Here is a 23,224-nt window from a genome sequence, read left to right as displayed (position 1 = left end):
TTCAATTTGACCCGAAACCTTTTCTTTCTATTTTACCCCATGTGTTTTTCTTCTTCAAAGAATCTATATAAGCATAAAATCTCCATACGGAAGAAATTTGCCTAAATCCTAAATTTTCAATTATACAATAAAAAGCTAAAATAACAAACTCCTTTAACTTAAAATAACTCAACTCTTTTTCACTAAATATCAAGGAAAACATGGATAAAATTATTCCTTGAAACACTGTCACCGTGAACAATAAAATCAAAATTTGGCTATTCAACAAGCCTAAAAAAGCGGCTAAAAGAATCATAATATAACCTTGAATTTCTATTAACGGCCCCGCCATTTCAAATATAAAAAAATATGGCATGGTTATCATTCCTATCCTACCAAACTTAGGATTGAAAATCATATCTTTATGAAATAGCATAATTTCAATTAAACCTCTATGCCATCTATTTCTTTGGGTTTTTAAACTTTTGTATTGCTCAGGCACTTCCGTCCAACAATTAGCATTGAAACAAAAATCAATCTTATACTTTAATTTTTTCTCCCTCATATATTTAGATAATCTAACCACTAATTCCATATCTTCGCCCACAGTATCCTTGCTATAAATACCATTTTTAGTTAAATATCCTCCAACTTCTATTACTCTATCTTTCTTAAATACTCCAAAAGCTCCAGATATAATAAGTAAGCTATTAATATATGCCCAACCAATTCTCCCTACCATAAAAGCTCTCAAATACTCAATCATTTGAATCCGACCTAATATAGTTTTAGGTAAGTTAATTGAATTAATATGTCCATTATCTACTTCGCATCCATTTATAGGAAATACATTCCCTCCTACTGCTATAACTTCGTCATTACTTTCTGTTAGCATTGAAGCTATTTTAAGTAAGGATCCGTGTTCTAACAATGAATCCGCATCAATACCACAAAAATAATCCATACTTGATATATTTATCCCTACATTTAAAGTATCTGCCTTCCCACCGTTCTTTTTATCTACAACTATTAGTTTTGGAATATCTTTATTTAAGTATATACCAAATACTGGTTTTGTTGATATTTTGGTTTCCACCAGATAATCAACTTTATGGAGTTTAAAATTTTGAATTAATATATTCAGAGTATCATCCTTAGACCCATCATTTACTACTATTAATTCATACTCAGGGTAAGTTAAATTCAATAAAGAGGTTACACTGTCAATAATAGTTGCTTGTTCATTGTAAGCTGGAGCAATTATTGAAATTTTCGGAATAATTTGTTTCTTAAATAAAAATGTTTTCTTTTTCGATTTCCAATTCCGCATTTGTTTTCTTATACCAATATAAGAGAAAATCAATAAAATCATGTAAACTGTATTTATCATAGCCGTATAAAAAATCAAATAATAATTAAAATCAAAAATATATTGCTTTAAATGCTCAATATAACTTTTATCTTTCAAAACATCAAAGTATTTAATAAAAAATACAATTGGGAACATTAACACTGTAAGAATAAGCAGTAAGTATAGTAGCACTTCCTTGTTTTGCTCTTTTATTCCTTGTTTGTTATTTAACATCTCATAATTATAGTTTATTTTGTTTAAAATTCTACTATCTAGATAATAATAATATTCTTTAAAAACTTCTTTATTTTCCAGAAGTGCTTCTTCCAGAATAAAAATAATTTCATTTTCTAACTCTAAATTTATATTTTTATTCATAAAAGCAATAATTGCACTATTATAATTTAATATCATAATATTTTTAATAATTTGGGAAATTTGTTTTTTTTCATAGGATAAAAGTTTTAGCAATAAATATTCAATGTGATTAGCCATTACACTACATATACCATTTTTTACAGCTATATTTTCTTCCTCATAGAATTTTCCTATAAGAAATTTCAAATAACTTTTATCTCCTGTTATCATACTATTAATAGCATTACTTATTCCAGCATCCATATCAGTTCCATTAAATAAATTAATTAATTTTAGTACATTATCTCTAGAGTTTTCTTTTGCCAAAGATTTAAGCAAGTATTTTCTAATAAGTTTATTTTCACTTAAATAGTACTTATCCTCTTCAAATTCTTCGTTGTAAAATTGTAGAACATTACTTAAAGCTTCTTCTAATAAATATTCATTATACCCTTGGTTTTTATCATTAATTAAAATATCGATGTTTTTCAATAAATACTTCTTCAAATCTTCACTATAGTACAAACTTCCAAAATAAAATAATACCTCTTTTATTTCTATTTCTTCTCTATTATAGTATTTATGAATTACATATAAAAACTCATTTCCAAACTCTGATATTAATACTTTAATTTTATTTCTATACCAAATTGGTGCACCAATTACTGATTCGGTCATAATGTAAATAGCTGCCCTATAATTTATTTGACATAAAGAAGAAGCTATGTATAATTTTACTTTATAATCTTTTTCCTTGATAAATGCTCCTTTTAAAATTTTCCCAATCTCATTATCTTCAGTATGCCCTAAGTATATTGCTGCTGAAATCCTTTTATATTTAAAAATAGATTTAAGATTTTTTATTTGTCTTGTATATAATTTATTTGATTTAAAATAGATACTTATTTCTTTCTTTGTTTCAACAGGAAGGTCATAGACTTCTCGTAATTCTGAATAATCTTCAACAAGGTTTTTATTGTAAACTTTTAAATATTTTTCTTTTTGCTGTACAGTAATTTTTTTTTCTACAAAAGTATCTATTAAAAATTCTATATTACTGTTTTTCTTAGTATTTCTTATTAAATTCTTCATCCTGTTAATGGAAAAAGATAACATAAGCAGCACAAAAAGTATTAAGTATGCTATTATTAGTGGTAAAATGAAATCAATGCTACCTATCATTAGACCTAGCTCCTTTAAAAATTTTTTTTACCATTCCAACTATCTCTGCTAATAATAATGGTTTTTCAAAATAATAATCTACTTCCAAACCCATTGCTCTTACTACTAAATTATTATGTTTATTATGAGACATTACCATAAATGGGGTGGATTTAAACTTTGTATTCTTATTTAACTGTTCTTTTAATGTTAAACCATCCAATTTTGGTATCATTATCTCACAAATGATTAAGTCTGGATTATTATCTTCTATAATTTTCAAAGCTTCTTTTCCATCTAAAGCATTTAAAATTTCAAAACCTTCATTGATTAAACTTTTATTAAGAATACTAAGATTTATTGCATCATTATCCGCAATAAGGATTTTACCCTTTGAATCTCTAATAGCTGCTATATTAGATTCACTTACAACTTTATTCATTCCTGATTTCTTTGAAATATTCATTCTAAATTCTACTATTGAAGTAAAAATTTCAATTAAATCTTCTAATTTTTGTTTTTTTTCTACATATATTTCATTAAAAGTTGCAACCCCAATAGAAACCGTAATTTTTTCTATAAAACTCTCTGAACTTTCTACTTTATTGCGAATATTTTCAGCTAGCTCAACTACCTCACCTTTTTCTAAATCAGTTCCATAATAAGCAAATCCTGGTGATTTTCTTTTAAAAATTATATGTTTTTCACTTTTTATTTCTGAAAGAAGATAGGCTAAGTTTTTTATACTTTCATCCCCAATATTGCTACCATGCTTAATATTGATTTTATTTATATCATCAATATCTAAATAAATAAGGAATGCATTTTGATTTTCTTTTGCTATCATCGTTTCTAAATCATAATTTAAATATTTGTAAAACACATTTTCATTAAAAAATCCAGTTATTGGACATCTTATTCTCTTTTCGCTCATACTATCAATACATATTCTAATCTTTTCATCCATGATAATTTTATCTTTATCCTTTTGAATTTTTTCTTTATACTCTTCAATTTCATAAAAGTCTACTAAAATTTTTGGATTTTTTACCCCAAATTCTTTGGTCAATTTCACTATAAGTGGATCTATTAAAGTTATCCACCTAATGCCTTTTTTCCTATATACAGTTTGAAAAAATAATTCCCATAATTGTTCCCCGCTAACATTAAATTCATTAATATTCATAGTTTCATCATCAATATTCATATGAGACTCATTGAATACTTTTAATACTTCATCTTTACCAAAAACCCCTTCATATCTTTTTATAATTTCGTTTAGTAAAGCCACATACCCACCATAATTAGATAAACCTCTTTTTATTGGACTGCTATAAATTCCACATTGTAATCTTTTTAATTCATCAATATAGTAACCAATTTTATCAATGATAATAGAACCATGTTGTGGTGCTATATAATAAATTTCTAATAATGATATTTTTTCCAATGAAAATCTTATAATTTCATTACTAGGTGTATAATGCTCATGATAAGTTTTTATATTGTAAATATAATTTTGGGGAGCATATAAACTCCATTTTTTTGATATTCCCCCGAACATTTCTCCACTAAATAATGTATATGTTTTTGTATCATAGGTTGAAATTGAACCTGCTGAATTTAAATAAGGAGTATGAATAAACTTAAATTTTCTCCCAGATTTCATTTTTAATTCATACTTATTTTCATTTACTATATAATGTTTTAAATTAATTCCATAAAAATCGATTAAAGTAGCGGTTCTCCAGTGAGTGGCGATTTTTGCATTTACCCCCTTTTTTTCAAGTAAAGGAATACTAGCACAAACATCTATTGATTCATGGCTTATCACTATATATTTTATTTTGTCAATAGAAATCAATTCAATAATATTATTATACATATCTTCAAAAAATATTGCTGGACCTGGATCTATCAAAACAGCTTCTTCTTCATCAATAACTAAATATGAATTACAATATAGCCCTTTAACTGTTGATGAACTACCAATCCAATATACCTTTTCTGAAATTTCATGATAAGTTTTTTTTTCTTCCATCAAGACACTCACCTTTTCAAGTCATAAGTTTTTTCAGTAAATTTATCTTACCTAAATACCTTTATCTACTTTGTTTTCTGAAAAAAAGCCTTTTCTTTCCATCTTGCCCCAACCTTTTGGTTTTCTAAGTGAACTTATATAACCAGATAATCTCCACATACTTGCTAATTGTCTAAAACCAAAATTCTCAATAATAGAGTAAGCAATTAAGATAAAAAGTTCTTTTGTACTTATATAATTTATATTTTTTTCTGCAATAAGAATTGATGCAATTGAAATAAAAACTCCCATCAAAACCGTGGATAAAAAAAGTAAGAGAGCTATTTTTATATTTAAAAGCCCTAAAATTGCCGCAAGTATAACCATCACATATCCTTGAATTTCTACTAAAGGGCCCATCATTTCAAAAATAAAGAAATATGGCATCGAAACCATCCCAACTCTTCCGTATTTTGGATTAAACATCATTTTTTTATGAAATGTCAAAATATCTATTAATCCTCTATGCCATCTATCCCTTTGATGATGAAGAACTTTTAAATTTTCTGGAACTTCTGTCCAACAATTTGCATTAAAACTATAATTAATTTTATATTTCAAATTATTTTCTCTCATATACTTTGCTAGTCTCACCACTAGCTCCATATCTTCACCAACAGTATCTTTATTAAATTTACCGCTACTAGTCAAGTATCCTCCAATTTCTATAACTCTATTTTTCTTGAACACTCCAAAAGCACCCGAAATAATAAGTAAGCTATTTACTTCCGCCCACCCTATTCTTCCTGCCATAAAGGCTCTTAAATATTCTATCATTTGGAATTTACCCAGCGCCGAATTTGGCATTTTCACATTAGTTATATGCCCTTTATCCACATTGCATCCATTGATGGGAAATATATTTCCACCTAGCGCAACATTTTCTTTTCCTTCATCAATAACCAAAGAACTTATTTTTAATAAAGCATCCGGTTCTAACAGTGAATCCGCATCTATTCCACAAAAATACTCTTTAACAGATAAATTTATACCTGTATTTAAAGTATCTGCTTTTCCTCCATTTATTTTATCAACTACAGTAAGTTTTGGATAAGACTTATTTTTATAAACTGCCAAAACTGGTTTTGTTTTGATTTTGTAGTCCACAATGTAGTCTTTTTTTTCTAATTTAAAATAATTTATTAATGTGTTAAGAGTTTCGTCTTTTGAACCATCATTTACTACAATCAATTCGTAATCAGGATAAGTCAAGTTTAGCAAAGAATTAACACTTTCTATAATAGTCATTTCTTCATTATAAGCTGGTGCTATAATAGAAATTGTAGGAAGCATGTTTTTCTTAAATAAAAAAACCAATTTCTTAATATTCCAATATTTCATTTGCTTAGATACACCAACAAAAGATAATAATAAGAGAACAAAATAAATTACATTTATTATAATTGAATAATATATTAAATAGTAGTTAAAATCAATTATATATATCTTTAATTGATAAACAATAGAAGTAGAGAAAATAATATCATAATGCCTTATAATATAAATTATAGGAAATATCAATATAGAAATAATTAATAAAAAAGATAGTAATTTAACCTTAGCTTTTTCTGTTTTCTGTGGTTTCCCTTCACCAACACCACAATATTTTTCTTTCTTAAGCTTATTTAGTAGTCTTTCATCTAAATACATGCAATACTCATTGTAAATATTTGAATTTATCTCACCTGCACTTTTAACCAATGCAATAATTTCATTTTCTAATTCCATATTTTTATTTTTATTTAAAAAAGTTATAATACTACTATTCCTATCTTCAATTATAATTTCCTTTATAATTCCTTTAAATATCTTTATATCATTAGATAGAAGTTTTAATAATAAATAATCCACATTATAAGATAAACAAACTGCAATTCCTTTCTTTGTAGATATTTTAGATGTTTCGTTATATAAATTAACTAAAAGATTTATATATCTTCTTTCCGCATTAACCATTTCGTTTATTGCTTCCACTACAGTTTTTTCAACCTGCTTATCATCTAATAACTTAATAAGTTTCATTAAGTTTTCTTCATTCTTTTCCTTAGCTAATGATTTAATTGCTATTTTTCTCACATCTAAATTTTTGCTGTTAAGATATATATCATTATTTAACTCCTTATAATGAAATACACTAAGAGCTTGTACTGCTTGAACTATTAATACTTCATCATTATAATTATCTTCATTTCTTTCAGAGGTTAAAAAGTTAACATTTTCAATTAAAAACAGTTTTAAATCTTCCGCTACATATACTGATGAAAAATAAAATAGCAATTCCTTAATTTCTACTTCTTTTCTTACCTTTAATTCTTCAAAATATTTATAAAACTTTTGTCCAAATTCCGATACCAATACATTAACTCTTTTTTTATACCATTCTGGCGCCCCAATCAAAGAATCAACTATTCTATATATAGATTTTTCATCTTTTAATTTGCAAAGTGAAAATACTATATACAATTTAACTACGTAATCCTTCTCTTTTTTTAATGATTTTTTTAACAACTTGATACTATCTTTATTTTCAATATACCCTAAGTAAACTGCCGCTTGAATTCTTTTAAACTTAAAAAATGAAGATATGTTTTTTTTCAAAAGTATATTAAATCTATTATTATCAATTAGTTTATTAATATCTTCATGAATATTTTTGTTAAAAAGAAAATTCTGCTTTATAGCTAAATATTCTTGTAGAAGTCTTTTATCATTAACTTTAAACTTACTTTTATTATTTTCTTTATTATTTTCTTTATTATTTTCTTTATTATTTTCTTTATTATTTTCTTTATTATTTTCTTTATTATTAAAAAATTTCTTAATATAATTATCTAATAAAAATCTAGTAGTTTTTTTATTATCAATTTCATTTTCGTTGATTTTCACTTTATTTATTAAAATTTCTACTAGCAAAAGTATATTCATTGTCATTATTATAAAAATCAATACCAATACTAAATCAATCGTTATTCCCATTAACTGTCACCCCTTTGATTATTTTCTTTACCACCCCAATCATTTCCGATAACAAAAAAGGTTTTTGAAAATAATAATCAACTTCCAGGGCCATAGCTCTTATTACAGAATCTTCATTTTTTTGATGAGACATAACAATAAAGGGAATGCTTTTTTCTTTTGAATCTTCAATCATTTTTTCTCTTAATATAAAACCCTCCATTTTAGGTAGCATTATCTCCGATATGATTAAGTCCGGAGATTCTTTTTCAATAACTTTCAATGCCTCATACCCATTTTCTGCAGTTAAAACGTGGAAATTTTCATATTTAAAAGCGGTTTTCAATACATCCATATTCGTATAGTCTTTATCAACAATAAGTATCTTTCCTATTGTTTCTTTGTAATTTTTAAAATCAGAGTTTCCTACCACCATATTCATACCTAATCTTTTGGCTGCAATTAATCTATATTGAGTAGCCTTCATAATTTCTTTTAACAATTTTTCCTTATTTTCCTCAAAACCATCATATATCTCATCAAAACTAATCAATCCGATAGAAACTGTAATACTTTCGATAAATATTTCTGACTTTTCAACTTTATTTCTAATAGTCTCAGCCAATTCAATAGCTTCACTCTTACTGATTCCGGTTATAAAATAAGCAAATCCTGGCGCCTTTCGTTTGAAAATTAGATGTGTTTCTTCTTTCATAGAATTTAAAATATATGCTAGATTTTTTATAGTTTCATCACCAATGGCATTACCATAAATATTATTTATTTTATTAATATTATCAATATCAATATATAAAAGTGCTCTCTTACTTTTAAATTTTTCTTGCACTAATATATTCAATTCCTTACTTAAATATCCCGCGAAAAATTCTTCATTATAAAAATTAGTGATAGGACATTTCATAATACTATCACTTGTTTCCTTAATATTTTTATTTAACTGACTTATCCTATCAGTTAATTTTTTATTTTTATCCCTTAATTCTATCAATAAATTCTCTGATTCCATCATTTTTGATCTGAAAATTTCTGGCATCACAGTTTCATACTCAATTATCAAATTTGTGACCATAGGTTGGATAACTGTTATCCACCTAGCTCCTTTTATTGTATAAATAATTTCAAAAAAATTTTCCCAAAGTTCCAACTCTGTACAATAGAAATTGGTAATATTTAATGTGTCTTTGTTTAATTCTATATCTGTGCCCTCAAAACATTTTAGTATATCTTTTTCTTTAAAAGTTGCTTTCAACCTATCCAATATTTTGTTACACAAAAAAGTGTACCCCCCACTTTTCATAAGTTCTTTCTTAATTGGATTTAACAAAACACCACACTGAAGGTCTCTTAATTCCATTATATAATTCTTAACATTTTCTTTAATTATTGACCCATGTTGGGAAGCAATCATTGAAATATCCATTTTTAGAAACACTTCCATAACAGGTCTTAAAATTTGATTACCTGGCATATAGTGTTCATGAAAAGTTTTCATAACTTCCATATAACTCTCATCCGCATATAAACTCCATTTAGTTGATATTGCTCCAAACAAATCAGAGCTAAAAAGAATTTTACTTTCAGCATCATAGGTAACAATAGCTCCTGGAAAATGTAAATATGGAGTTGGTATAAACTTTAATTTCCTGCCTGACTTTAATGTTATTTCATATCTATTTTCATTAACTATATATTTTTTAGATTTTATTCCATAATGATCCGCTATAGTGCCTGTTCTCCAATGAGTAATTATTTTTGCGTTTACTCCCTTTTTTTCAAACAAAGGAGTACTAGAACAAATATCTGGGTCTTGATGGCTTAATACTATATATTTCAATTTTTCTATATCAATCAAACTAGTAACATTTTTATAAACAATTTCAAAATCAATCACAGACCCCGGATCAATTAATATAGCCTCATCCCCATCAATAATTAAATAAGGATTACAGTGAAGTCCATTCAACTTATCATAGGATCCTACCCAATAAATATTTTCATATATTTCTTCACAACCGTATTTTATATCCATACTATCCCCTTCATTACAACTGATGATTCGTTTTTATTTTTACTTTTATACCTAATTATGTGTTTAATTTAACACTAAAAATAAGCATAATTTAAATAAATATTATAATACTTATTCTATCAATTATTTTCATTTAGGGAAAGAAGTTTTTTTAGAATTTAATATTAATTATTCTTAAGCTAAAGAGGAGCCTCTAAAATATTAGGATAAACTTACTTTGAGGCTAAAAATTTTACTGTTCAGGGAATAATCAAATTTCCATTATTACCGGAAGTATTATAGGTCTTCTTTTTGTTTTATCAAACAAATATCTTTCTGTGGATTTTTTAATATTTGACTTTAATACACACCACTCTATGATTTTTTTATCTAAACACCTTTGTAATTCTTCATTAACTATTACTTTCACTTCTCTAATTAGTTCTTCCGATTCTTTCACAAAGATAAATCCCCTAGTTATAATATCAGGGCCCGCAATAATTGAATAAGATTCTCTCTCTATAGTAACTACAATTGTAACCATCCCATCTTGTGCTAAATGTTTTCTATCTCGTAGAACTATGTTTCCTACATCTCCTATTCCCAAACCATCCACAAAAATTGAACCTGATTTTACACTGCCACAAAATTCAGCGTGATTTTCACTTACAGATAAAATTTTTCCAATATCTCCAATAAAGATATTTTCTTTTTTCATGCCTAAATTTTGTGCTAATTGGCTATGATGTACTAAGTGTCTATATTCTCCATGCACTGGCATAAAATACTTAGGATGCACCAATGTATGTATAAGTTTAAGTTCCTCTTTATATGCATGCCCAGAAACATGTACTTCTTCTAGATCTTCATAAATCACATCTATACCCTTTCGAAATAGCTGATTTATCACTCTTGAAATAAGTTTTTCATTTCCTGGTATTGGAGATGCCGAAATAATAAATAAATCATCTGATTCAATTCGTATTTTTCTATGACTTGAAAAAGCAATTCTAGCCAGCGCCGCCATAGGTTCTCCTTGACTTCCCGTAGTTATTATAGTTATTTCATGATTAGAATAAGTTTGCATGTCATCCAAACTTATTAAAAATTCATTTGGTATATGAAGATAGCCTAACTCCATGGCAACTTTGGATACATTTTCCATACTTCTGCCACTAAAAACAACCTTTCTTTTATATTTTATAGATGCATCAACTATTTGTTGCATTCTATGAATATTAGAAGCAAAGGTTGCCACTATTACTCTTCCCACAGCACCAGAAAAAATCCTATTCAATGCTTCACCTATACTTTTTTCTGAAATAGTATGCCCTTCCCTTTCTACATTTGTACTATCCGCCATTAATAAAAGAACTCCATTTTTACCCAAAGTTGAAAAACGTTCTAAATTCATAATTTTCCCGTCTATTGGTGTATAATCAATTTTAAAATCTCCAGTATGTAACAAAACCCCCACTGGAGTATGAATAGCTATTGCACAAGAATCCGCTATACTATGTGTCACTCTAATAAACTCTATTTTCAAATTTTCTAGCTGAACAATTTCTTCAGCTGATATGATATTTAATTTACTACTAGAAAGCATATCATGCTCTCTTAATTTATTTTCAATTAATCCAATTGTCAATTTTGTTCCATAAATTGGAACATTAATTTCTTTTAGTATATAAGGAATACCACCTATATGGTCTTCATGTCCATGAGTAAGATAAATTCCTTTTATTTTTTCTTTATTTCTTTTCAAATAATCAATATCCGAAATAACTAAGTCTACCCCATACATTTCTTCATCTGGAAAAGCTATTCCACAATCAATTACTACAATTTCATTTAAATATTCAATTACCGTAATATTTTTACCTATTTCCCCTAATCCACCTAGTGGTATTATTTTAACAAAATTATTATCCATCCTGTTTCCTCCTCAATCTAAAAAAACACTATTAATATTTTACCTATTATAAGTAAAATTAATACAGATTATTTTAAATTCAGGTTTCTATTTAAATCTATTGCTATGAATTACCATTGAAGTCTATCTAAAAATTATGTACACTTTACAGTAGGGGGTGTATTTTAATGAATAAAATTTTTAATCATATTAAAATAATATCAATATTGTTATTGATTTTGTTTATCTCACCATTGACCATTAAACAAGTAAATAGTTTTTCTATCTTTGAGGAACACAAAAGTATTTCCACACTAAAATCTTGGTCAATTAATTTTGACTCTGAAGTTGATTTCAATTCCATAAATGCCGAATCTGTAAAAGTCACTGACAACAACAACCTAACAGTTCCAGTAAATATTTCTTTAAGCAAAAACAAAAAAACGTTAATTGTAGATCCCCCAATAGATAGTTATAGTCCTTTAAAGGAATACTATGTAACTATCTCTAATAATTTGAAGTCTGTTACTGGTAAAGCATTAGGCAATCCATTGGTAATGAAATTTACAACTAAAGGTAAATACGAAGACAGCTCCAATTTTTCTAGCTTCCCTAATATTAAAACTATTAAATATTCGCAGCAACCAATCATCAAAAACCAGAAAATTGATATACTTATAAATTCAAATTCTGAAGATTATGTTCAATATAGAGTTTTTATCTATAAATACTCTAATGACATCTTTGATGCAACTTATAAATATGGTACACCTAATTATACAGAGATAACAAAAGGCTTTTCTCCTTCAATAAAGGGTACAAGCACTTATGCTATATCTATTAATGAAGGCCTATCAAATGGAAAATATAGAGTATTAGTGTATATAAAAAATTCTAATGACACTGGAAAACATACTAGTGTTCATACTGATTACGATAACTTCACCACAAGCTATTTTAATGTATTAGATAAAGATATAACTGAAAATCCTTCTCTTAATGAAAGTTACACTTTTACAAATTATAATAAAACCTTGGATGAAATAGTCTCAAATGAATACTCAAATGGTGCTCCTGTACAAGACCATGACAAAGGTATCATCTGGCTTAATGCAACTTCAAATATAATCTCATATTATATGAATCCAAAAAACTTTTTGGATGATTACGGGAAATATATGTTTCTTGATTTACGTTATATGGAAGGTGTTTTATCAAGTGATTTAGACAATTTACTTAAAGGAAAAGGTGTTTTAGAAGGCAAAGGCCAAATTTTTCTAACTGCTGCTAAAACAGCAAACATAAACCCGCTTTACTTATTATCTCATAGTTTACTTGAAACAGCCCACGGAAAATCTATCCTAGCCAAAGGAGTCTTAGTTACTTCTGTCAATGGACAAGCCGTTGTTCCTAGAATAGTGTACAATCTTTTTGCTGTGGGGGCTTATGATAGTGATCCTGATAAATTAGGTTCTGAATTTGCTTATCAAAAAGGTTGGTTTTCAGTTGAAGAAGCTTTATTAGGTGGAGCATCTTATATTGGAAGTAGTTATATTAACAGCACAAAATACAAACAAAACACCTTATATAAAATGAGATATAATGTGAATGTGAGTTGGCATCAATATAGCACAGATATTGGATGGGCATATAAACAAATAAAAAATATAAAATATCTATTTGATAACGTAACTGGTGCTAAACCTTCTTTTGAAATACCTGTTTATAATTAGGTTTAACAAAACATTAATTAGCTCACAGAACTTTAGTTTCTGTGAGCTAATTAAATACATTTATTTTTAATAATTTGATTAAAGTTCTTTTCTTCTTTTAACACGTAAAACTTCAATTAAATTTTCAAATTTCTTAGATTCAGCTTTTGGATAGACTTTAAAAAATCTAGAGTAATGAACTGTTCTTTCCAATTCCCCATTGAAACGTCTCAAAAGAACATTTTGAGTTTCTGTTAATTTAACACCACTTTTTCCCTTCAAATAAATAATTTGCTCAATGACTTTTTCTTTATTACTTCCAACACTATCCTTAAAAGCCTCTTTACGACCCTCAAACGCTTCAGAAAATTCTCCTCTTTTTTGTTCTAAAGTCTCTTTAATCTGTTCTTTTCGGATTTCTATTTCTCCTGATAGTGATTCTATACTATAAACAACTTTACCAGATAACTCTTTAGAAATCATATGTAACTTAACCATTGCTTTTCTCAATGAAATAAGCTCTTTAACCGTTAAAAGTATATCAATTATTAAAGCCCCGTAAACTATACCTAAAACTGTTGACCCTATTTCGTAAGGTATAATTTTTATAAGTTTTTCTACCAGAGGGTTGATAAAATACCATATTAAAAAACCACCTATACTCCATCCAAATGAAATTCCTAAAGCTACACGACCATTTAAATTATATCTACGACCACTATAATCCCACCATCTAGTACTAAAAATCATTTCCAATAAATAAGAAACAGTATATTCCCACAAAGTACATACAAAACCTATATAAATAATACACGTTATAATTCTAATCCAATTTATAGTTGGCAACAATGATTGAATAGATTCTACTGACAACAAAATAGTGATTATTGAGCAAGCATAAATAGGTATAATAGGCCCATGTAAAAATCCTCTATTAATAACCTTCTTTTGCTTAAAAGAAACATAAGAAGATTCCCATATCCAACCAACATATCCGTAAATCAAAAATTGAAATAACAAACTATAAATACTCATTTTTTCCTCCTATTGATAGTAAATTAAATAAAAATTATTATATAATTTCATAGATTTTTTATAAATTACCCATTAATTATACCATATTTTTTTATAGTTAACTTATAGCGATAAATTTTTAGTTGTTCAATAATCATTATTCTTTGATAATTATTGTTTACTTTTAATGTTTTATATGTTATTATTACTTTACTACTAATTTAAAGGAGTGATTTTATGAAAAAACTAAATAAATCTAATGATTTTATATATGGACCTAAAGAAAGAAATTATTTAAACGCTTCACCTCAAACTATTTTATCTTGCTCTTTAAATGATTGTATAATTCTACCTGACCCTTTTACTGATCCCATTGTAACAAATGATATATCAACTTCCGAATTTGATTACACATTTAACGGCGGAGATTTAGTTGAGGATAAAGTATTTTAAAACAAAGAAAATGTATAGACCCAATGTAATCTTTGCTTGGTTTCTATACATTTCTTAATTTAAGTTTTATTTAAAATTCTTTATACATTTCTATTCCATTAACACATTCTTCAACCAATTTATCAATATCTAATAAAGCTTCTTCTTTTCTTATATTCTCTAAACGTGGTTTTGTTTTAGGATGTTTTGGCAAGAAAATCGTACAACAATCTTCATAAGGTAAAATAGATGTTTCATAAGTATCAATTTCTCTTGAAATAGCCATAATATCCTCTTTATCCATTGCAATCAGCGGTCTAAATACTGGCCTATCCGCCACATCATTACTTACAATAAGTCCTTCCATTGTTTGACTAGCCACTTGGCCAATACTTTCTCCTGTGGATACAGAATCAATATTATACTTTTTAGCTACGGCACAAGATACCCTCATCATAAATCTTCTCATTAAAATTGTGAGTTCATCTTCTCTGCATTTTTCTTTTATAGAAAGTTGTATATCCGTAAAAGGTGCAACAAAAAGAGTTAATTTTCCTGTATATCCTTTTAAAATTTTTGCTAATTCTTTAACTTTTTCTTTCGCTCTTTCACTTGTATATGGATGACTATGGAAATAAAGACATTTTAACTCTACCCCTCTTCTAGCCATTAAATACCCTGCTACTGGTGAATCTATTCCTCCTGAAAGCATAAGCATTGTACTCCCATTAATGCCATAAGGCAATCCCCCAATAGCTTTTATTCTTTCCGAATAAACATAAGCTTTCTTTCTTATTTCTACATAAACTCTACATTCCGGATTATGTACATCTACCTTTATTTCTGGTAGATTATCTAAAACATAAGCACCAATATCTCTACTTAGTTCCATTGAATTTAATGGGAATGTTTTATTTGCTCTATTTCCTTCTATTTTAAATGTTTTTCCTCCATCTTTTAAAGCTAAATCCACTGCCAACTTTCCTATTTGGTCCATATCAGCCTCAACTTCATATACTATACATAACTGTGACACCCCAAAAACTTTCTTAACTTTTCCAATTAAGCTTTCCACATCTTCTGAATAAATAAACCAACGCCCCATATCTTCTACTATTTCATAATCCATTCCTTTTAAAACTGCTTTTATATTATCTTTCAATTTTTTTTCAAATTTATTTCTATTCAAACCCTTTAAAAATATTTCAGATGCAATTTTTACTAACAATAACTTTCTCATATTATACTCTCCTTAAAAATTCTAAACTTTTTTTCAATATTTCCATGACATAATCCACTTCATCTTTTGTATTTTCACTATTAAAGCTAAATCTTATTGTTCCTTCAATTTCCTTTGAATTCAATCCTATACTCTCCAATACGTGGCTCACAGCTTTATTTTTAGAAGAACAAGCAGAACCAGTAGACACATAAATATTTTCTTCTTCTAATAAATGAATTAAAACTTCACCCCTAACCCCAATAAAAGAAACACTTACTATATAAGGAGAAAATTCCTCACCAATACTACTATTAATCTTAATATGCTCAAAACTAGACAATTTATCTATAAAATATTTTTGAAGTTCACTAATTTTTTTATAATTATTTGATATATCCTGACATATTTTTTCACTAGCAACTGCCAAGCCTACAATTCCTGGAAGGTTTATAGTTCCAGCTCTCAATTTTCTTTCATGGGAACCACCTATCATAAAAGATTTAGGTATCAATCCTTTTCTTACATAAACAAAGCCTACACCTTTAGGTCCATGAATTTTATGTCCACTAACTGAAAGCATATCAATATTAGCTTTTTTTACATCAATATTTAATTTACCATAACTTTGAACAGCATCTACATGAAATTTAGCTTTTTTACTTTTGCTTTTAAGAATCCCACCTATTTCTTCTATGTTTTGAATAGTTCCAATTTCATTATTAACATGCATTATACTCAAAAGCACTGTATCATTACAAATACTTTCTTTTAATTCATTTAAATCAATAAAACCTTTTTCATCCACTTTCAAATAAGTTACCCTGTAACCCTCTTTTTCTAATTGTTGAAATGTTTTAAGCACACTTGGATGTTCTATTTCATCAGTAATTATATGGGCTCCTTCTCTAAGAAATCCTTTTACCGAAAAATTATTTGCTTCAGTCCCTCCAGAGGTAAAAACTATTTCATCTTTCGAACAACTAAGCGTTTTAGCAATCTTTTCTCTACTCTCACTTAATTCTTGTTCAGCTTTCATTCCCAATTTATGAGCAGATGACGTATTTCCATAATTATTCCTCATAGCATCAACTACAGCCTCTATAACAACTTCATATGGTTTTGTTGTTGCACTATTATCAAAATATGCTTCCATTTTATCACTCCTCTTATATATACCATTCACTATATTTAACCAACCTAAATTTTTCACCATAAATATCATCAAATTTTATAATATTCCTTTAAACATTATAAAATGACTTATTTATTATACTCTTGCAGCAAATATAAAATTATTTTAGATGCTTACCTATTGTACCATAAAAATATAAAATAATCTAAATCATATGATAATATTTAAAAAAGAGCAACTTTCCTTTTTAGAAAAGTTGCTCTTTTTTATTTATATCTTCTTGCAGTATAATAATCGCTTCTTGATGATAATAATGAAATTTTAACCACATCACCAGTTTGTGGAGCATGAATAAAAGAATCATTACCTATGTATATACCTACATGATGAACTACTCCATTTGAATAAGCAAAGAACACTAAATCACCCGCTTGTAAATCTGTTTTTGCTACATATGTACCTGCACGTGCTTGATCTCTTGAAACCCTTGGAATATTAATTCCAAAATGCTTATAAACATATTGTGTTAAACCCGAGCAATCAAAATAATTAGGCCCAGTAGCTCCCCAAACATAATCACGCCCCAAAAAATTTGAAGCATATGCCACTATAGCATTAGAAGATATACTTGGTGTAGTTGAAGCAGCTACGGTTTCTTTTTCCACTTCATTTGTTGATCCACTGGAAGTATTTGTTGATGTTTTTTCTGATGTTGATTTCTGCGCTTCCGCAAGTGCCTTAGCTTCCGCAGCCTTTTTTTCTGCTTCAATTCTAGCTGTTTCCTCTGCTTTTTTCTTTTCTTCTTCCTCTTTAGCTTTTGCCTTAGCTAATTCAATTAAATCCATTGTTTCATTTATTTTATCTTTATTCTCACTAAATTCACTTTCATACAAAGAAACTTGCGCTCTTGCCTCCACTATGTAACCTTTCTGTTCTTCTTGGTCAGCTGTCAATTTGCTCATCTTGTTATTTACTTCAATTTTATCTGCTGCTAATTGTTCTTTTTCATTTTGTAGTAATATCTTAGCTTCTTCTATTTCCTTTATTTTTTCCGTTAAGGATGAAATAATTTCTTTGTCCAAATTTGTTAAAGTTATAATAGTTTGTACTTTAGAGTATAAATCATTTAAATTTTCAGCTCCTAATAAAACTCCTAAGTAGCCTGAATTTCCACTAATATACATAGCTACCATTCTATCATTATATAACTTTATTTCTTCATCAATTTCATTTTCTGTTTCCACTATTTTATCTTCTGCATTCTTAATATTTTTTTCTGTTTCTGTTATTTTTGTATTTAAATCCTCAATTTCATACATAGTTGTTTCAATTTGATAATCTAACATTTCTATTTTAGAATTAATTTTATTTACCAAACTTTGGGCGTCACTTAAATTGCTCTGTGTTTCTTTTAAATCTTTGTTTTGTTGCTCTAATTGTTTTTGTAATGTATCAGCAACAACATCTATATAAGAATTTGTAGAAAATAATATACTAATAGTCAAAATAATTGTAAATATCCTTTTTTTCAAGAAAACTCCCCCTTGTACCCATTAATATATTTATTATACCATGAAACTCTATATTATTAAGACTTTTTTAATGATTTTTATTATGATTTATGATATATTTATGATTTTTTTAATATGAAATTAATTCCAATTAAATTCACTATATAATTTTTATATAATTTGCATTATTAAATTAGAATACTTATTAATTCTCAGCTAATACTAATATTTAAAAGTATGATTGAAATATTTTCTCATGATAGTCTATTATGGTAAAATATAAAATAATTTATACTAATGTGAACTTGTTTTCTATGGTAAAATGTACTATAAACATAGTTTATAAAAATAATTTAATTCGGGAGTGTGGTTTTTTTGGTACCAGGTAGTACGGTGCAATTAATAATTTTGATAGTTCTCTTGTTTTTGTCCTCATTTTTCTCCGCATCTGAAACTGCTTTAATGACATTAAGCAAAATTAGAATAAGACATATGGTTGAATCTGGAGTTAAAGATGCAGATAAAGTTAATAACCTTTTACAAAATCCAAGTAAATTATTAGCAACAATTCTAGTAGGAAACAATATTGTGAATATTGGTGCTTCTTCTTTAGCCACTGCCCTTGCAATTAAGTTTTTTGGAGTTAGCGGTGTTGGCTTATCCACTTTAATAATGACAGTTTTGGTTTTAATATTTGGCGAAATCACCCCTAAATCATTAGCTGCACAAAATTCTGAAAAAGTTTCATTAAAAGTTGCAGGTTTCATTGGATTTTTGATAATTATTTTCAAACCCATTGTTTTTATATCAACTTTTATAGCCAATAAAATAATAGTTCTATTAGGCGGAAAAATTAATAGAAATCAACCCTTTATTACAGAAGCAGAGTTAAGAACAATGGTTGATGTAAGTGAAGAAGAAGGTGTCTTAGAGATTGAAGAAAAAGAAATGATTCACAACGTTTTTGACTTCGGAGAATTACAAGTTAAAGATATAATGGTTCAACGTGTTGATATTGCTGCTATGGAAATGAATACTCAATTTCCAGACGTTCTAACTTTCATCAAAAATGAGCAATTTTCAAGAATACCCATTTATAATGACACTGTTGATGATATTATAGGTATATTAAACGTAAAAGATTTAGTTATGCTTTATGGCACTATAGATGATTTTTCTTTAAGTAAATATATCAGAAAACCTTTTTTTACCTTTGAATTTATAAAAATAACAGATTTATTTCGAGAAATGAAAAAAGAAAGAAATCATATTGCTATAGTTTTAGATGAATATGGTGGAACAGTTGGAATTATAACCTTAGAGGACGTTGTTGAAGAAATTGTAGGAGATATTCCAGATGAATATGATAATGATGAAGATGATATTTTTATTGTGAAAGAAGATGAATTCATTGTATCTGGAAGTTTAAAAATCGAAGAAACAAATGATTTATTAGGTACCTCTATAGAATCTTCAGAATATGATACCATCGGCGGTTTTATAATCGGTAATTTAGGTAGACTGCCTGAACTACATGAAGAGATTTTCTATAATAATGTTACTTTAAAAATTGAAAATATTGATAAGAATAGAATAATGAAAGTAAGAATTCTAACATAAAAATCCTCCATAAGGAGGCTTTTTATGTTATTTTACCATCATAAGTTGCTATTGTATTATACAATTCAGGACGTCTATCTCTAAATATACCCCATTCTAACCTTTGTTCTTCTAAAGCATCTAAATCAAACTCAGTTAAAATTATAGTTTCTTCCTCTCTATCCGCTTCTTTTATTATTTTCCCTGTAGGACCTGCAATAAAAGATGACCCATAGAAAGTAATCTTTGACTTATCATCTTCTTCTACTCCCACTCTATTGGATGCAATAACTGGAACTAGGTTGCAAGCTGCATGACCCAACATACAATTTTGCCAATGTTCTTTGGAATCTACAGATGAATCTTCTGGTTCTGACCCAATAGCTGTTGGATAAAAAATCAATTCTGCTCCCATCAGTGCCATACACCTAGCTGCTTCTGGAAACCATTGATCCCAACAAATACCCACTCCAATTTTACCAAACTTAGTATTCCAAACTTTGAATCCAGTATCTCCTGGATTGAAATAAAATTTTTCTTCGTACCCTGGACCATCTGGAATATGACTCTTCCTGTATTTACCAATCACTTCTCCATCTGCATCAATTATCGCTATAGAATTAAATAAAGCTAAATTACTTTTTTCGTAAAAACTGATTGGAAGAACAACCTTAAGTTCTTTTGCAATATTCTTAAAATGATTTATTGCTTTGTTGTTCTCTAACTCAGTAGCAAATCTATAATACTCAGCTTTCTCCTTTTGACAAAAATAAGGAGTTTCAAATAATTCTTGTAGTAATATTATTTGCGCACCTTGGCTTGCTGCTTTTCTCACTAACTTTTCAGCCTTCAATATATTATCATCAATATTTAAAGAGCAACTCATTTGAGTGGCAGCAACCGTAACTTTTCTCATTCTAATCCCCTTTTCTTTAATTTCTATTTTTTTCGAACTAGTTAATTTATAATATAATTGTTAAATCTCACAGTATTCTATCCAATTTTAGGCATTTGCTGTGTTGTACAATGAACATTTCCGCCTTCTTTTATAATAGTCATTCCATTGATTTTTCGGATTTTTCTATCAGGAAAAGTATTTATCAATATTTCTTCTGCTTTTTTATCTGTTTCACTAGCATCTCCACCAAAAACCGGTAATATAATACCCTTGTTTACAAAGTAAAAATTCAAATAACTCAAAGTTAGTCTATTTTCATCATAGTATTTCTTAGGAGGTTGAGGAATTTTAATTATTTCAAATTTTCTTCCTTTAGCATCAAGAGAATTTTCTAGTATAGTTAAATTTTCCTCTGCTATCTTATAATTTTCATCCTCAGTATCTTCACAAACTTGAATTATAATCTTTCCAGGAGCGGCAAAACATGCTATATTGTCTACATGCCCATCCGTTTCATCTCCAAACAAGCCTTTTTTTAACCAGATTACTTTTTCAACATTTAAATATTCTTTTAGATAATCTTCAATTCCATCTTTATTCAAATGAGGATTTCTTGTTTTGTTAAGCAAACACTCTTCTGTAGTAATTACAGTTCCCTCACCATCAACATGTATAGAACCACCTTCCATAACAATAGGAGCATTAAATATATCTATCCCTAAATTTTCAAGAATAGCCGGAGCTACTTTGTTATCTAAATCCCAAGGAGTATATTTTCCTCCCCAAGCATTAAATTCCCAATTTACACCCGCTACTTTTCCTTCACTATCTTTCACAAATGTAGGACCATTATCTCTTAACCAAGCATCATTGTGGTCTATTTCTAAAAAATCAACCTTTTCATTATTTATAATAGATTTTACTTTTGTTTTCTCACCATTATTTACTATCACAGTTACTTTTTCAAATTCACTTATCACTTTTGCAAGTTCTTTATAATAATTCTCACAAACAAATTCATAATCCTCTGGATAACACATTGAATCTTTTACTGGCCAAGACATAAACGTTCTTTCATGTTCTTCCCATTCTGGTGGCATTTTATAATTTAATTTCTTAGGATTCATAATAACCTCACCTTTATTTGTAATATTTTATAGGGCTCACAATGTGAAACTTAATTAATACTTATTGCAAAAACTCTATATTTTAGAATTTTTAAAGCATGTATGAATTAATAGTTGAATTGGGATACCTATATTAATGACTAAAGTATTCTAACATAATTAAACCACCAAAAGTTAGCAAATACTATGCTTAAATCTTTCCGTGGTCTAAAAATAAGATATCACAATAAAAAAAAAATGTCAAAATAAATTTAAACTAATCAAATATAAAATAAAAGAATAAAGCTATTTACCTTAAATAACCTTACTCTTTATCCGTTTAATTTGATTTATCTAATAAAACTCATTAAATTATTTTAATTACCATTTACCTTTTTGTACATGTTTTTCTAATTCTGCTTTTGAAACTTGTTTTATTTGCCATGCTAAATTTTTGGATATCTCAAACGCCCTAACACAAGTAGGGTCCAAATTTTCTTCAATTCCATCTTCGCACAACTCAATTAAACTAGCTGCTAAAGTTATAATATCCATGTGTATGTCGTTAGTCACATCTGAGTTATAAACTTTATCTTTTGCTTCCTGGTCTAATTCCATCATTTTATCTCTAGGTGCTCCACAAACTGGACATTTATCATATATTTCTTCACTTTCGTAAACATAACCACATACTGAACACTTATATGTATTCATAATTAAAACCTCCTAGGTATATTTTTAACTATAAGTTAATTATTTTAATTATAGTTACTA

The 23,224-nt window shown here is 27.6% G+C and carries 15 protein-coding genes; 3 read left to right on the top strand and 12 right to left on the bottom strand.

Annotated features, from left to right (window positions below; translation table 11 throughout):
- Position 1 precedes the first annotated feature (1 nt).
- The 5 genes from BUB83_RS21180 to BUB83_RS00660 all read right to left on the bottom strand — a co-directional run bounded on the left by BUB83_RS21180 (position 2) and on the right by BUB83_RS00660 (position 11,845).
- Positions 2-2,869, bottom strand: coding sequence for a glycosyltransferase family 2 protein (locus BUB83_RS21180; RefSeq protein WP_084133336.1), 2,868 nt, complete (start codon positions 2,867-2,869; stop codon positions 2-4).
- The gene (locus BUB83_RS00675; protein WP_073335951.1) at positions 2,859-4,889 is read right to left on the bottom strand and encodes an oxygen-binding di-iron domain-containing protein; all 2,031 of its coding nucleotides are present in this window, start codon (positions 4,887-4,889) and stop codon (positions 2,859-2,861) included. The genes BUB83_RS21180 and BUB83_RS00675 overlap by 11 nt, the downstream gene beginning before the upstream one ends.
- 51 nt (positions 4,890-4,940) lie before the next feature.
- Positions 4,941-7,904 (bottom strand): glycosyltransferase, encoded by a 2,964-nt coding sequence (locus tag BUB83_RS21175; RefSeq protein ID WP_084133335.1) that lies wholly within the window; start codon positions 7,902-7,904, stop codon positions 4,941-4,943.
- Positions 7,888-9,933, bottom strand: coding sequence for an oxygen-binding di-iron domain-containing protein (locus BUB83_RS00665; RefSeq protein ID WP_073335950.1), 2,046 nt, complete (start codon positions 9,931-9,933; stop codon positions 7,888-7,890). Before BUB83_RS00665 ends, BUB83_RS21175 begins: the two co-directional genes overlap by 17 nt.
- A gap of 250 nt (positions 9,934-10,183) precedes the next feature.
- Entirely contained in the window at positions 10,184-11,845 is a 1,662-nt protein-coding gene (locus BUB83_RS00660) for a ribonuclease J (RefSeq protein ID WP_073335949.1), read from the bottom strand.
- A 167-nt stretch (positions 11,846-12,012) separates the two neighbouring features.
- On the opposite strand from BUB83_RS00660, the gene BUB83_RS00655 reads away from it, so the two are divergent.
- Entirely contained in the window at positions 12,013-13,557 is a 1,545-nt protein-coding gene (locus tag BUB83_RS00655; RefSeq protein ID WP_073335948.1) for an N-acetylglucosaminidase, read from the top strand.
- A gap of 78 nt (positions 13,558-13,635) precedes the next feature.
- Here the strand turns inward: BUB83_RS00655 and BUB83_RS00650 are convergent, their stop codons facing one another.
- Positions 13,636-14,571 (bottom strand): putative ABC transporter permease, encoded by a 936-nt coding sequence (locus tag BUB83_RS00650; protein ID WP_073335947.1) that lies wholly within the window; start codon positions 14,569-14,571, stop codon positions 13,636-13,638.
- A gap of 216 nt (positions 14,572-14,787) precedes the next feature.
- Here BUB83_RS00650 and BUB83_RS00645 point away from each other — a divergent pair, with 216 nt between their 5' ends.
- Positions 14,788-15,003, top strand: a complete 216-nt coding sequence (locus BUB83_RS00645) for a hypothetical protein (RefSeq protein WP_073335946.1) — start codon at positions 14,788-14,790, stop codon at positions 15,001-15,003.
- A gap of 70 nt (positions 15,004-15,073) precedes the next feature.
- Here BUB83_RS00645 and thiI read toward each other — a convergent pair whose 3' ends face one another.
- The 3 genes from thiI to BUB83_RS00630 all read right to left on the bottom strand — a co-directional run bounded on the left by thiI (position 15,074) and on the right by BUB83_RS00630 (position 18,868).
- On the bottom strand, positions 15,074-16,222 hold the full coding sequence (gene thiI, locus BUB83_RS00640) for a tRNA uracil 4-sulfurtransferase ThiI (protein ID WP_073335945.1): 1,149 nt from the start codon (positions 16,220-16,222) through the stop codon (positions 15,074-15,076).
- 1 nt (position 16,223) lies between these two features.
- Positions 16,224-17,357 (bottom strand): cysteine desulfurase family protein, encoded by a 1,134-nt coding sequence (locus tag BUB83_RS00635; protein ID WP_073335943.1) that lies wholly within the window; start codon positions 17,355-17,357, stop codon positions 16,224-16,226.
- Between the two features lie 245 nt (positions 17,358-17,602).
- Positions 17,603-18,868 (bottom strand): C40 family peptidase, encoded by a 1,266-nt coding sequence (locus tag BUB83_RS00630; protein WP_073335941.1) that lies wholly within the window; start codon positions 18,866-18,868, stop codon positions 17,603-17,605.
- Between the two features lie 354 nt (positions 18,869-19,222).
- Between BUB83_RS00630 and BUB83_RS00625 the strand changes: the two genes are divergently transcribed.
- Positions 19,223-20,467 (top strand): HlyC/CorC family transporter, encoded by a 1,245-nt coding sequence (locus BUB83_RS00625; protein ID WP_073335939.1) that lies wholly within the window; start codon positions 19,223-19,225, stop codon positions 20,465-20,467.
- Positions 20,468-20,489: 22 nt separating this feature from the next.
- On the opposite strand, the gene aguB is transcribed toward BUB83_RS00625, so the two are convergent.
- From aguB to BUB83_RS00610, 3 genes are all read right to left on the bottom strand, one after another.
- Entirely contained in the window at positions 20,490-21,362 is an 873-nt protein-coding gene (gene aguB / locus BUB83_RS00620) for an N-carbamoylputrescine amidase (protein ID WP_073335937.1), read from the bottom strand.
- A 77-nt stretch (positions 21,363-21,439) separates the two neighbouring features.
- Entirely contained in the window at positions 21,440-22,471 is a 1,032-nt protein-coding gene (locus BUB83_RS00615; protein WP_073335935.1) for an agmatine deiminase family protein, read from the bottom strand.
- Positions 22,472-22,831: 360 nt separating this feature from the next.
- Complete coding sequence (locus BUB83_RS00610; RefSeq protein ID WP_073335933.1) at positions 22,832-23,164, bottom strand: rubredoxin-like domain-containing protein; 333 nt, start codon at positions 23,162-23,164, stop codon at positions 22,832-22,834.
- Positions 23,165-23,224: the final 60 nt, after the last annotated feature.

Origin of the sequence: Clostridium grantii DSM 8605 (genome assembly GCF_900129965.1) — a bacterium.
Classification (GTDB): Bacteria; Bacillota; Clostridia; order Clostridiales; family Clostridiaceae; genus Clostridium_AF; species Clostridium_AF grantii.
Note: the sequence above shows the minus strand (reverse complement) of the source record. Positions and strands in the feature narration are given on the sequence as shown.

Coding starts and splice junctions, on each gene's coding strand:
- BUB83_RS21180 (WP_084133336.1), bottom strand. CDS start 2,869: ATGATAGGTAGCATTGATTTCATTTTACCACTAATAATAGCATACTTA.
- BUB83_RS00675 (WP_073335951.1), bottom strand. CDS start 4,889: ATGGAAGAAAAAAAAACTTATCATGAAATTTCAGAAAAGGTATATTGG.
- BUB83_RS21175 (WP_084133335.1), bottom strand. CDS start 7,904: ATGGGAATAACGATTGATTTAGTATTGGTATTGATTTTTATAATAATG.
- BUB83_RS00665 (WP_073335950.1), bottom strand. CDS start 9,933: ATGGATATAAAATACGGTTGTGAAGAAATATATGAAAATATTTATTGG.
- BUB83_RS00660 (WP_073335949.1), bottom strand. CDS start 11,845: ATGGATAATAATTTTGTTAAAATAATACCACTAGGTGGATTAGGGGAA.
- BUB83_RS00655 (WP_073335948.1), top strand. CDS start 12,013: ATGAATAAAATTTTTAATCATATTAAAATAATATCAATATTGTTATTG.
- BUB83_RS00650 (WP_073335947.1), bottom strand. CDS start 14,571: ATGAGTATTTATAGTTTGTTATTTCAATTTTTGATTTACGGATATGTT.
- BUB83_RS00645 (WP_073335946.1), top strand. CDS start 14,788: ATGAAAAAACTAAATAAATCTAATGATTTTATATATGGACCTAAAGAA.
- thiI (WP_073335945.1), bottom strand. CDS start 16,222: ATGAGAAAGTTATTGTTAGTAAAAATTGCATCTGAAATATTTTTAAAG.
- BUB83_RS00635 (WP_073335943.1), bottom strand. CDS start 17,357: ATGGAAGCATATTTTGATAATAGTGCAACAACAAAACCATATGAAGTT.
- aguB (WP_073335937.1), bottom strand. CDS start 21,362: ATGAGAAAAGTTACGGTTGCTGCCACTCAAATGAGTTGCTCTTTAAAT.
- BUB83_RS00615 (WP_073335935.1), bottom strand. CDS start 22,471: ATGAATCCTAAGAAATTAAATTATAAAATGCCACCAGAATGGGAAGAA.
- BUB83_RS00610 (WP_073335933.1), bottom strand. CDS start 23,164: ATGAATACATATAAGTGTTCAGTATGTGGTTATGTTTACGAAAGTGAA.